The 11,956-nt window shown below is 60.0% G+C and carries 10 protein-coding genes; all 10 read left to right on the forward strand.

Features of this window, described 5'->3' with window-relative positions:
• Positions 1-83 precede the first annotated feature (83 nt).
• The 10 genes from ACRRSD_RS17215 to dtd all read left to right on the forward strand — a co-directional run bounded on the left by ACRRSD_RS17215 (position 84) and on the right by dtd (position 11,684).
• Positions 84-1,556, forward strand: coding sequence for a purine-cytosine permease family protein (locus ACRRSD_RS17215; RefSeq protein WP_435034397.1), 1,473 nt, complete (start codon positions 84-86; stop codon positions 1,554-1,556).
• Between the two features lie 70 nt (positions 1,557-1,626).
• Positions 1,627-2,595: an ABC transporter substrate-binding protein gene (locus ACRRSD_RS17220; RefSeq protein ID WP_435034398.1), complete on the forward strand. Its 969-nt coding sequence runs from the start codon at positions 1,627-1,629 to the stop codon at positions 2,593-2,595.
• A gap of 83 nt (positions 2,596-2,678) precedes the next feature.
• Positions 2,679-3,530, forward strand: a complete 852-nt coding sequence (locus tag ACRRSD_RS17225) for an ABC transporter permease (protein WP_007949591.1) — start codon at positions 2,679-2,681, stop codon at positions 3,528-3,530.
• Entirely contained in the window at positions 3,527-4,357 is an 831-nt protein-coding gene (locus tag ACRRSD_RS17230) for a quaternary amine ABC transporter ATP-binding protein (RefSeq protein ID WP_077570367.1), read from the forward strand. Before ACRRSD_RS17225 ends, ACRRSD_RS17230 begins: the two co-directional genes overlap by 4 nt.
• 133 nt (positions 4,358-4,490) lie before the next feature.
• The gene (hutH, locus tag ACRRSD_RS17235; protein WP_435034399.1) at positions 4,491-6,014 is read left to right on the forward strand and encodes a histidine ammonia-lyase; all 1,524 of its coding nucleotides are present in this window, start codon (positions 4,491-4,493) and stop codon (positions 6,012-6,014) included.
• A gap of 118 nt (positions 6,015-6,132) precedes the next feature.
• Positions 6,133-7,665 carry a histidine ammonia-lyase gene (gene hutH / locus ACRRSD_RS17240; RefSeq protein WP_435034400.1) on the forward strand — a complete coding sequence of 511 codons (1,533 nt, stop codon included), beginning with the start codon at positions 6,133-6,135 and terminating at the stop codon, positions 7,663-7,665.
• 358 nt (positions 7,666-8,023) lie between these two features.
• Positions 8,024-9,229, forward strand: coding sequence for an imidazolonepropionase (gene hutI / locus ACRRSD_RS17245; protein WP_435034401.1), 1,206 nt, complete (start codon positions 8,024-8,026; stop codon positions 9,227-9,229).
• A 10-nt stretch (positions 9,230-9,239) separates the two neighbouring features.
• Complete coding sequence (gene hutG, locus ACRRSD_RS17250) at positions 9,240-10,043, forward strand: N-formylglutamate deformylase (protein WP_435034402.1); 804 nt, start codon at positions 9,240-9,242, stop codon at positions 10,041-10,043.
• Between the two features lie 235 nt (positions 10,044-10,278).
• Positions 10,279-11,250, forward strand: coding sequence for a prolyl aminopeptidase (gene pip / locus ACRRSD_RS17255; RefSeq protein WP_008080611.1), 972 nt, complete (start codon positions 10,279-10,281; stop codon positions 11,248-11,250).
• Positions 11,247-11,684: a D-aminoacyl-tRNA deacylase gene (gene dtd / locus ACRRSD_RS17260; protein ID WP_007909321.1), complete on the forward strand. Its 438-nt coding sequence runs from the start codon at positions 11,247-11,249 to the stop codon at positions 11,682-11,684. Before pip ends, dtd begins: the two co-directional genes overlap by 4 nt.
• Positions 11,685-11,956: the final 272 nt, after the last annotated feature.

Raw genomic sequence — 11,956 nt, forward strand, 5'->3', positions numbered from 1 at the left:
ATTCGCGAGCAAGCTCGCTCCCACAGAAAAGCAGCCCTACCGAAGCTCAGTGAACTATTAAAACAATCCACAGAGGTTGAATCATGGCTGTTAACACCGATCGTGCAGGCAACAAACCGTTGATCGAAAGACGTTCGATCGACTACATCCCGGAAGCGGAAAGACACGGTCGTCTGTTTAGCCAGTTCACCCTGTGGATGGGCGCCAACCTGCAAATCACCGCGATTGTCACCGGGGCCTTGGCCGTGGTGCTCGGCGGTGATGTGTTCTGGTCGCTGATCGGTCTGTTGATCGGTCAATTGCTCGGCGGCGGGGTGATGGCGCTGCATGCGGCTCAAGGGCCGAAGCTTGGCTTGCCGCAGATGATTTCCAGCCGCGTGCAGTTTGGCGTGTATGGTGCGGCGATCCCGATCGTGCTGGTGTGCCTGATGTACCTCGGTTTCACCGCGACGGGCACGGTACTTTCCGGTCAGGCGCTGGGTCAGTTGTTTAACGTCAGCGACAGCGTCGGCATCCTGATTTTCGCTAGCGTCATTGTGCTGGTCACGGTGCTCGGCTATCGGGTGATCCACTGGATTGGCCGTGTCGCCAGTGTCATTGGCGTGATCGCTTTCGTGTTCCTGTTCTGGCGTCTGATGAGCCAGACCGATGTCGGTGCACTTCTGCAAATCCGTCATTTCAGCTGGAGCAGCTTCCTCCTCGCGGTGTCGCTCGCGGCCTCCTGGCAGATCGCTTTCGGCCCCTACGTGGCTGACTACTCCCGTTACCTGCCGAGCAACACCTCGGCGGTGAAAACCTTCTTCGCCGCCGGTGCCGGTTCGGTAGTCGGCGCGCAAGTGGCGATGATCCTCGGCGTCTTTGCTGCGGCTTCTGCCAACGGCCAATTCGCCGGTCACGAAGTTGCCTACATCGTCGGCCTGGGCGGCACCGGTGCCACCGCCGCGCTGCTGTACTTCAGTATCGCGTTTGGCAAGGTGACCATCTCGACGCTGAACTCCTACGGCAGCTTCATGTGCATCGCGACCATCATCAGTGGTTTCAAAGGCCATCTGACGGTGACCCGGATGCAGCGTCTGGTGTTCGTGCTGGTGATCGTCGGCGCCGCTACTCTGATTGCGTTGCTCGGTCAGCACTCGTTCCTCGGCGCGTTCAAGTCTTTCATCCTGTTCCTGCTCGCGTTTTTCACACCGTGGAGCGCGATCAACCTAGTGGATTACTACTGCATCACCCGCGAGCGTTATGACGTGCCGGCGCTGGCCAATCCGAACGGTCGCTACGGTCGCTGGAACCTGCTTGGCATCAGCGTTTATGTGTTCGGCGTGCTGGTGCAGCTGCCGTTCATCTCCACCAAGTTCTACACCGGCCCGCTGGTGGCTGCCCTCGGTGACGTGGATATTTCCTGGATCATCGGCCTGGTGTTGCCAGCTGCCGTCTACTACGTGTGCGCAAAAAAATGGCACAGCGCGGTGCCCGATCAACTGATTCTGCCGGTCGAGCAGAACAGCGTTGTACAACCTAAAACAAGCGGGGCCGGTCGCGCTGCGGCGCAGGCCTGATTTGGACGTGGACAGGGCTGGATGCCTCTTGACTGCCGTAAGCCAATTCATGATTAGGAGCGTCACAACAATGAAATCGAACAAGACCCTGCTGACCACATTGCTGTCCATGGGCCTGTTGGCCAGTGCCAGTGCAACCCAAGCCGCCGGCTGGTGTGAATCAGGCAAACCGGTGAAGTTCGCCGGGCTGAACTGGGAAAGCGGCATGCTGCTGACCGACGTCCTGCAAGTGGTGCTCGAGAAAGGTTACGACTGCAAAACCGACAGCCTGCCGGGCAACTCCATCACCATGGAAAACGCCCTGAGCAGCAACGATATTCAAGTGTTCGCCGAGGAGTGGGTGGGGCGCAGCGAGGTCTGGAACAAGGCCGAGAAGGCCGGCAAGGTCGTCGGTGTCGGCGCTCCGGTCGTCGGCGCGGTGGAAGGCTGGTACGTGCCGCGCTACGTGATCGAAGGCGACGCCAAGCGCAAGCTTGAGCCGAAAGCGCCTGACCTGAAAAACATCGCTGACCTAGGCAAATACGCCGCCGTGTTCAAGGACGCCGAAGAGCCGTCCAAGGGCCGTTTTTACAACTGCCCGGCCGGCTGGACCTGCGAACTCGACAACAGCGAAATGCTGAAAAGCTACGGCCTGGAAAGCAGCTACACCAACTTCCGCCCGGGCACCGGTCCTGCGCTGGATGCGGCAGTGCTGTCGAGCTACAAGCGTGGTGAGCCGATCCTGTTCTACTACTGGTCGCCAACCCCGCTGATGGGCCAGGTGGATCTGGTCAAACTCGAAGAAAAGCCGGGCGTCGACAAGTCGGTGAGCATCAAGGTCGGCCTGTCGAAAACCTTCCACGACGAAGCCCCGGAACTGGTCGCCGTGCTGGAAAAGGTCAACCTGCCGATCGACTTGCTGAACCAAAACCTGGGCCGCATGGCCAAGGAACGTATCGAGTCGCCAAAACTGGCGAAAATCTTCCTCAAGGAACATCCTGAAGTCTGGCATGCGTGGGTCAGTGCAGACGCAGCCAGGAAAATCGACGCGGCGCTGTAGGTCGATACCTCCCGGTCAACCGTGAGGCTGGCCGGGAGATATGCCGTAAACGCTTGATTGAGATTGCTGATTGAGAGCCGCTTATGTTTCCCGAAAGCTTTACCTTTTCCATCGCCGACTGGGTCAACGGTTGGGTCGATTCGCTGGTTACCAACTACGGTGATGTGTTCCGCCACATCTCCGACACCCTGTTGTGGGCCATCGTCAACCTAGAAGGCCTGCTGCGTGCGGCGCCGTGGTGGTTGATGCTGGCGATCGTTGGTGTGGTTGCCTGGCACGCCACGCGTAAAGTCGTGACCACGGCAGTCATCGTCGGTCTGCTGTTCCTCGTCGGCGCCGTTGGCCTGTGGGACAAGCTTATGCAGACGCTGGCGCTGATGATGGTTGCGACGATCATTTCGGTGCTGATCGGCATTCCGCTGGGGATTCTCTCGGCGCGCAGCAATCGCCTGCGTTCGGTGCTGATGCCGCTGCTCGACATCATGCAGACCATGCCGAGTTTCGTGTACCTGATCCCGGTGCTGATGCTGTTCGGTCTGGGCAAGGTGCCGGCGATTTTCGCTACCGTTATCTATGCCGCGCCGCCGCTGATTCGTCTGACCGATCTGGGTATCCGCCAGGTCGACGGCGAAGTGATGGAAGCCATCAATGCGTTCGGCGCCAATCGCTGGCAGCAGCTGTTCGGCGTGCAACTGCCGCTGGCCCTGCCGAGCATCATGGCCGGGATCAACCAGACCACCATGATGGCCCTGTCGATGGTGGTGATCGCCTCGATGATCGGCGCCCGGGGGCTTGGTGAAGATGTGCTGGTGGGGATTCAGACCCTCAACGTCGGACGTGGCCTCGAGGCTGGTCTGGCGATCGTGATTCTCGCAGTGGTCATCGACCGCATTACTCAGGCGTACGGTCGGCCACGGCATGAGGTGAGCAAATGAGCAACGCAACCGTGAGCAAGATCGAAGTCAAAAACGTCTTCAAGATTTTCGGCAACCGTGCCAAAGATGCCCTGGCCATGGTCGGCCAGGGCAAGACCAAGGATCAGGTGCTGAGTGAGACCGGTTGTGTGGTCGGCGTTAACGACCTGTCTCTGAGCATCGGCACTGGCGAGATCTTCGTGATCATGGGCCTGTCGGGCTCGGGCAAATCGACGCTGGTGCGCCACTTCAACCGGCTGATCGACCCGACCAGCGGCGCGATCCTCGTCGATGGCGTCGACATCCTGCAATACGACATGGATGCCCTGCGCGAATTTCGCCGGCACAAGATCAGCATGGTGTTCCAGAGCTTCGGCCTGTTGCCGCACAAGACTGTGCTCGACAATGTCGCCTACGGCTTGAAAGTCCGTGGCGAGAGCAAGCAGATGTGCTCGGAACGCGCGTTGCACTGGATCAATACCGTGGGCCTGAAGGGCTACGAAAACAAATACCCGCACCAGCTCTCCGGCGGCATGCGCCAGCGTGTCGGCCTGGCCCGCGCCTTGGCGGCGGACACCGACATCATCCTCATGGACGAAGCGTTCAGTGCGCTGGATCCGCTGATCCGCGCGGAGATGCAGGACCAGTTGCTGGAGCTGCAAAAGACCCTGCACAAGACCATCGTGTTTATCACCCACGACCTTGATGAGGCGGTGCGTATTGGTAACCGCATTGCGATTCTCAAGGATGGGAAGTTGATTCAGGTCGGCACGCCACGCGAGATTCTGCATTCGCCGGCGGATGAGTATGTTGACCGGTTCGTGCAGCGGCGTGCGGCGGTGGTTTAACAGACTTGCGGTGAGGCTGCCGGCCCCTTCGCGAGCAAGCTCGCTCCCACATTGGAATGCGGTCTCCTGTGGGAGCGAGCTTGCTCGCGAAGGGGCCGGCAGAGCTGCATCAATATTACGGTTGAGGTTTTAGATGTCCCAGGCTGAAAAAATCGTTATCACCGACGCCCCTCTGCGTTGGCAGGACGTGGTCGCCGTCGCCCGTCACGGTGCGCTTCTCGAGTTGTCCAGCGACACTTGGGCGCGCATCGAAAACGCCCAAGGCATCGTCCAGCGCATCGTCGAAAGCGGCGAACGTGCCTATGGCGTCAACACTGGTCTGGGCGGTTTGTCCAACGTCTCGCTGCAAGACGAACAACTCAGCCAGCTCTCGCGCAACACCTTGCTCAGCCATGCCTGCGGCGTCGGCCCGGTGCTCGCCGACGAGCAGACCCGCGCGATCATCTGCGCGGCGATCCACAACTACAGCCACGGCAAATCCGGCATTCATCGCCGTGTCGTCGAAGCGCTGCTGGCGCTGCTCAATCGCGGCATCACCCCGCAGGTGCCGTCGCAAGGTTCGGTCGGCTACCTGACGCACATGGCGCACATCGGCATCGCGTTGCTCGGCGTCGGCAATGTCAGTTATCGCGGGCAGGTTATTTCGGCTCAACAGGCGTTGGCCGAGGAAGGTCTTGAGCCAGTGCAACTCGGCGCGAAGGACGGTTTGTGTCTGGTCAACGGCACGCCGTGCATGACCGGCCTCAGCTGTCTGGCGATTGCCGACGCGACGCGGCTGGTGCAGTGGGCCGACGTCATCGGCGCCATGAGTTTCGAAGCGCAGCGCGGCCAGATCGACGCGTTCGATGCCGAGATCATCGCGCTGAAACCACACCCGGGAATGCAGCAAGTCGGGATCAATTTGCGTGCGTTGCTCGATGGCAGCGAAGTGATCGCCTCGAGCAAAGGCATTCGTACTCAGGATGCGCTGAGCATTCGTTCGATTCCGCAGGTGCATGGCGCCGCGCGCGATCAACTGGAGCATGCGATCAAGCAGGTCGAGGCCGAGCTCAACGGCTGCACCGACAACCCACTGTTGCTCGGCACACCGGACAATTTCCGCGTCATGTCGCAAGCCAACCCGCACGGTCAGTCGGTGGCAATGGCAGCCGATCTGCTGGCGATTGCCATGGCCGAAATCGGCTCGATTGCCGAGCGTCGCCTTGACCGTTTGGTGAACCCGCACGTCAGCGGTCTGCCGGCGTTTCTGGTGGCCAATCCGGGGGTGAACTCCGGGATGATGATCGTGCAATACGTCGCCGCATCGCTGTGTGCGGAAAACCGCCAATTGGCGCAACCGGCGGTGCTCGACAACTACATCACCTCGGGCCTGCAGGAAGACCATTTGAGCATGGGTACCAACGCTGCGCTGAAGCTGCATCGCGCGTTGGAAAACTGCACGCAGATCCTCGCCATCGAGTATCTGCTGGCGGCGCAGGCATTTGAATTCCTCAAGGAACAGCGCTTTGGCGTGGGCACTGACCGTGCGTGGCGACTGCTGCGCGAAACGGTTCCGGCCTACGATCAGGATCGCTGGCTGGCGCCGGATATCGCCGCCGCCGCAAACGTTTTGAAAAATCCGAATCTGCTGGACAACGTTCTATCGAATTTGCACTGAAAAACTACCCTGCCAGCGTGCCAAGGCGCCGGATGCCCACAAGGCTGAAAGCGACGGATAACGGAATGCTCCGGAGCGAATGGCAAGTTAATAACAAACTCTCAAAAGGAGCATTTAAATGACTGCGCTGAACCTGATTCCCGGCCAACTGAGCCTGGCCCAACTGCGTGACGTCTACCAGAACCCGGTCAAGCTGAGCCTCGACAACAGTGCCTCCGAGCAGATCGAAGCCAGCGTCGCCTGCGTCGAGCAGATCCTCGCCGAGAATCGCACTGCCTACGGCATCAATACCGGTTTCGGCCTGCTGGCCTCGACCCGCATTGCCAGCGAAGACCTGGAAAACCTGCAGCGCTCGCTGGTGTTGTCCCACGCTGCGGGCGTGGGTCAGCCGATCAGCGATGAGCTGGTGCGGCTGATCATGGTGCTCAAGGTCAACAGCCTCAGCCGTGGTTTTTCCGGCATTCGTCGCGTGGTGATTGATGCACTGATTGCGCTGATCAATGCCGAGGTCTACCCGCACATTCCATTGAAAGGTTCGGTCGGCGCTTCGGGCGATTTGGCACCCTTAGCGCACATGTCGCTGGTGCTGCTGGGCGAAGGCAAGGCGCGTTACAAGGGCGAGTGGATGGAAGCCGTTGAAGCGCTGAAAGTTGCTGGCCTGACGCCGCTGACTTTAGCGGCTAAAGAAGGTCTGGCGCTGCTCAACGGGACTCAGGTTTCTACCGCGTTTGCTCTGCGTGGTTTGTTCGAAGGTGAGGACCTGTTTGCCGGCGCGCTCGCGCTGGGCGGTCTGACGGTTGAAGCGGTATTGGGTTCGCGCTCGCCGTTCGATGCACGCATTCATGCGGCTCGCGGCCAGAAAGGTCAGATCGACGCTGCTGCCGCTTACCGCGATCTGCTCGGTGAGCGCAGCGAAGTCTCCGACTCGCACCAGAACTGCGAAAAGGTCCAGGATCCGTATTCGCTGCGTTGCCAGCCGCAAGTCATGGGCGCTTGTCTGACCCAGTTCCGTCAGGCCGCTGAAGTGCTGGCCGTTGAAGCCAACGCCGTGTCCGACAACCCGTTGGTCTTCGCCGCTGAAGGTGACGTGATTTCTGGCGGTAACTTCCACGCCGAACCCGTGGCCATGGCCGCAGACAACATGGCGCTGGCCATCGCCGAGATCGGCTCGCTGAGCGAACGCCGCATTTCGCTGATGATGGACAAGCACATGTCGCAACTGCCGCCGTTCCTCGTCGCCAACGGCGGAGTCAACTCCGGTTTCATGATCGCCCAAGTGACCGCTGCTGCTTTGGCCAGCGAAAACAAGGCGCTGTCGCATCCGCATTCGGTCGACAGCCTGCCGACGTCGGCCAACCAGGAAGATCACGTGTCGATGGCCCCGGCGGCCGGCAAGCGTCTGTGGGAAATGGCTGAAAACACCCGCGGGATTCTCGCGGTGGAATGGCTGGCGGCGGTGCAGGGCCTGGATCTTCGCAACGGTCTGAAGACCTCGGCGAAGCTGGAACAGGCGCGGGCGATTCTGCGTAAGGAAGTGCCGTTCTATGAGAAGGACCGCTTCTTTGCGCCGGACATCAATGCGGCGACTGAATTGTTGGCTTCGCGCTGCCTGACCGAGCTGGTTTCGGCGAAGCTTTTGCCTAGTTTGTAAGTGGACTGTCTGGGGGATATTTGTTGTTCAGGACATCGATCCCCCTCACCCCAGCCCTCTCCCCCAAGGGGGAGAGGGGGAAGGGAGTCGATCTTCATCGTTTTCGAAGCCTGAGTTCGGCTCAAGACTTTCAGGTCGATGTACTGGACAGAACAACCCGGTCAGTCTGCTTCTCTCAGGAGTGATAGAGGGAAGGGAGCAGCTCTTTATGGTTTCAGAACCTGAGTTCGGCTCAAACCTTTCAGGTCGGTGTAACTCGACAGAACAACCCGGTCAGTCCCCTCTCCCGCCGGGAGAGGGCTAGGGTGAGGGGCTTTTCAGAGGTCACCCACCAAACCAACCCCAACGGAGGCCAACAGTGAAAACCCTCTGGCAACACTGCCACGTCGCAACCATGGCGCAGGGCGTCTACTCGATCATCGAGGATGCGGCCATCGTGACGTCCGGTGCGCTCATCGAGTGGATCGGCCCGCGCAATCAATTGCCCTCTGGCGAATACCCGGCGGTCAACGACCTGCAAGGCGCATGGGTCACCCCCGGCCTGATCGACTGCCACACCCACACCGTGTTCGGCGGCAACCGCAGCGGCGAATTCGAAAAGCGTCTGCAAGGCGTCAGCTATGCGGAAATCGCATCATCCGGCGGCGGCATCGCCAGCACCGTGCGCGCGACGCGCGAGGCCACTGAAGACGAGCTGTTCGCCAGCGCCGCCAAACGCTTGAAAAGCCTGATGCGCGACGGCGTGACCACGGTTGAAATGAAGTCCGGTTACGGCCTCGATCTGGTCAACGAACGCAAAATCCTCCGCGTCATCCGTCGCTTGGAAAAAGAGCTGCCGATCAGCGTGCGCAGCACCTGCCTGGCCGCCCATGCATTACCGCCGGAATACAAAGATCGCGCCGACGACTACATCGATTTGGTCTGCAGCGAGATGCTTCCCGCGCTGGCTGCCGAAGGACTGGTCGATGCCGTGGATGCCTTTTGCGAATACCTGGCGTTCTCGCCAGAGCAAGTCGAGCGCGTGTTCATCGCCGCGCAAAAACTCGGTCTGCCAGTGAAGCTGCATGCCGAACAACTGTCGTCGCTGCATGGCTCCAGCCTCGCCGCGCGCTATAAGGCGTTGTCCGCCGATCACTTGGAATTCATGGACGAGGCCGACGCTATCGCCATGGCTGAGTCCGACACTGTCGCCGTGCTGCTGCCGGGCGCGTTCTACTTCCTGCGTGAGACCCAATTGCCGCCAATGGACGCCCTGCGCAAGCACAAGGTGAAAATCGCCATCGCCAGCGACCTCAACCCCGGCACTTCGCCGGCTCTGTCATTGCGCCTGATGTTGAACATGGCCTGCACCTGCTTCCGCATGACCCCGGAAGAAGCCTTGGCCGGCGCGACGATTCACGCTGCGCAAGCGCTGGGCATGGCGGATACCCACGGTTCGCTGGAAGTCGGCAAGGTCGCGGATTTTGTTGCCTGGCACATCGATCGCCCGGCGGATCTGGCCTATTGGCTCGGCGGTGATCTGGACAAGCGCGTCGTGCGTCACGGCGTCGAATCAAGTCTGTAGGAGAACGGTTGTGGATAAGGTTCTGAGCTTCAAACGAGGTCGCGTGCCGCTGCTGATCAGCATGCCGCATGCCGGTGTGCGCCTGACCCCGGCGGTGGAAGCCGGGTTGATCCCCGACGCGAAAAGCCTGCCGGACACCGACTGGCATATCCCCCAGCTGTACGATTTCGCCGAAGAACTGGGCGCCAGCACGTTGGCCGCAGAGTACTCACGGTTTGTCATCGATTTGAACCGGCCGTCCGACGACAAACCGTTGTACGCCGGTGCAACCACCGGGCTGTATCCGGCGACGTTGTTCGATGGCATTCCTTTGTTCAAGGAAGGGTTGGAGCCGTCGAAAGAAGAACGCGCGACTTATCTGGAGCAGATCTGGACGCCGTATCACCGCACGCTTCAGGAAGAGCTGGCGCGGCTGAAAGCCGAGTTCGGTTACGCACTGCTGTTCGATGCGCATTCGATCCGCTCGATCATCCCGCACCTGTTCGACGGCAAACTGCCGGATTTCAACCTCGGCACCTTCAATGGCGCCAGTTGTGATCCGCAATTGGCCACGCAACTGGAGGCGATCTGCGCGCGCCACGACAAATACACCCACGTGCTCAATGGACGCTTCAAGGGCGGCCACATCACCCGTCATTACGGCAACCCGGTCGAAAACATCCACGCCGTGCAACTGGAACTGGGCCAGTGCACCTACATGGAAGAGTTCGAACCGTTCCGCTATCGCGCCGACCTCGCCGAGCCAACGCGCGTGGTGCTCAAGCAATTGCTGCAGGGCTATCTGGCCTGGGGTCAAAAACACTACCGCAAATAATTACGCAGTCCCCGGTGGGAACGAGCTTGCTCGCGAAGACGTCGTGTCAGTCGACATCAAATTCGACTGATCCGCCGCTTTCGCGAGCAAGCTCGCTCCCACAAGTTTTGTATGCAGCAGAAAAATTGCGACAGCGCACAGGCATGCTCATTGACGTAAATCGGGTTTATGATGCCCAACGGCAGAATAATAGAAGTCCCCCCAGGGATGACCTCGACCCCTTACGGAGCGCGCAATGCAGACTTTGTTTCCGCAGATCAAACCTCACGCCCGGCACGATCTGGCTGTCGATGACACCCATACGCTGTACGTCGACGAAAGCGGTTCACCGGAGGGTTTGCCGGTTGTGTTCATTCATGGCGGCCCCGGCGCCGGTTGCGACGCACAGAGCCGTCGCTATTTCGATCCGAACCTGTATCGCATTGTCACCTTTGACCAGCGCGGTTGCGGGCGCTCCACGCCGCACGCCAGCCTGGAAAACAACACCACCTGGGATCTGGTCGCCGACCTTGAGCGCATCCGCAAACACTTGGGCATCGACAAATGGGTGCTGTTTGGCGGCTCGTGGGGTTCGACCCTGGCGCTGGCTTACGCGCAAACCCACCCGGAGCGTGTTCACGGCTTGATCTTGCGAGGGATCTTTCTCTGCCGTCCGCAGGAAATCGAGTGGTTCTATCAGGCCGGCGCCAGCCGTCTGTTTCCTGATTACTGGCAGGACTACATCGCGCCGATTCCGCTGGACGAGCGCGACGACCTGCTCAGCGCTTTCCACAAACGCCTGACCGGCAACGACCAGATTGCGCAGATGCACGCGGCCAAAGCCTGGTCGACCTGGGAAGGGCGCACCGCGACCCTGCGGCCGAATCCTCTGGTGGTCGATCGCTTCTCCGAGCCGCAGCGCGCGCTGTCGATTGCGCGGATCGAATGCCACTACTTCACCAACAATGCTTTCCTTGAGCCGAACCAGCTGATTCGCGACATGGGCAAGATCGCTCATCTGCCGGGGGTGATCATTCACGGCCGTTATGACGTGATCTGCCCGCTCGACAACGCTTGGGAATTGCATCAGGCCTGGCCGAACAGCGAACTGCAGGTGATCCGCGATGCCGGCCACGCGGCCTCTGAACCGGGCATCACCGATGCACTGGTGCGCGCCGCGGGCAACATGGCCCGGCGCCTGCTCGACCTGCCGCCAGAAGAAGCATGAAGGGGCTTTTACAGCGCGTTCGCGGTGCGCGGGTTGAAGTGGCTGGCGAAGTAGTTGGCGCGGTAGATCACGGTTTGCTGGTGCTGGTGGCGGTCGAACCCGACGACACGCGTACCAGCGCCGACAAACTTCTGCATAAGCTGCTTAACTATCGGGTATTCAGTGATGCGGAGGGCAAGATGAACTTGTCCCTCGCCGATGTGGGCGGTGGGTTGCTGCTGGTCTCTCAGTTTACCCTCGCTGCCGACACCAAAAGCGGGTTGCGCCCGAGCTTTTCGACGGCGGCGCCTCCGGCCTTGGGCGAGGAATTGTTCGACTATCTATTAAGCAGTGCGAAACAGGTGCATGGCACTGTGGCATCAGGTAGATTCGGCGCCGATATGCAGGTGCATTTGGTCAACGATGGCCCGGTTACCTTTTTGTTACAGACCTGAAAGCGCTTGAAACACCTTTTTGGGAAATTTCGACTGTTTTTAGGGTGTTTTCGCGATAAATACTTTGTTACCCCTGATGCGTTGTCATGCGGGCTACTAGATAATCGCGCGCACTGGGATCAGCGTTCGCTGATCCATTTTCACTTAGGTAGAGACTTGTCCGGATCCGATTGGGGAATCATTTTGCCCTTGCGGAGTCGGAACAATGCTCGCCAACTTGGCAAGGGTGCTCTGGAAGGTCGGTTTTTCACTGCCGAAAGCCTCACAGGCAC

Origin of the sequence: Pseudomonas neuropathica, assembly GCF_051174785.1 — a bacterium.
In the GTDB taxonomy this organism is placed as follows: Bacteria; Pseudomonadota; Gammaproteobacteria; order Pseudomonadales; family Pseudomonadaceae; genus Aquipseudomonas; species Aquipseudomonas neuropathica_A.

Bases quoted from the DNA above. Each gene is read 5' to 3' on its own strand.
- ACRRSD_RS17230 (WP_077570367.1), top strand. From the start codon at position 3,527: ATGAGCAACGCAACCGTGAGCAAGATCGAAGTCAAAAACGTCTTCAAG.
- ACRRSD_RS17215 (WP_435034397.1), top strand. From the start codon at position 84: ATGGCTGTTAACACCGATCGTGCAGGCAACAAACCGTTGATCGAAAGA.
- hutH (WP_435034399.1), top strand. From the start codon at position 4,491: ATGTCCCAGGCTGAAAAAATCGTTATCACCGACGCCCCTCTGCGTTGG.
- dtd (WP_007909321.1), top strand. From the start codon at position 11,247: ATGAAGGGGCTTTTACAGCGCGTTCGCGGTGCGCGGGTTGAAGTGGCT.
- ACRRSD_RS17220 (WP_435034398.1), top strand. From the start codon at position 1,627: ATGAAATCGAACAAGACCCTGCTGACCACATTGCTGTCCATGGGCCTG.
- hutH (WP_435034400.1), top strand. From the start codon at position 6,133: ATGACTGCGCTGAACCTGATTCCCGGCCAACTGAGCCTGGCCCAACTG.
- ACRRSD_RS17225 (WP_007949591.1), top strand. From the start codon at position 2,679: ATGTTTCCCGAAAGCTTTACCTTTTCCATCGCCGACTGGGTCAACGGT.
- pip (WP_008080611.1), top strand. From the start codon at position 10,279: ATGCAGACTTTGTTTCCGCAGATCAAACCTCACGCCCGGCACGATCTG.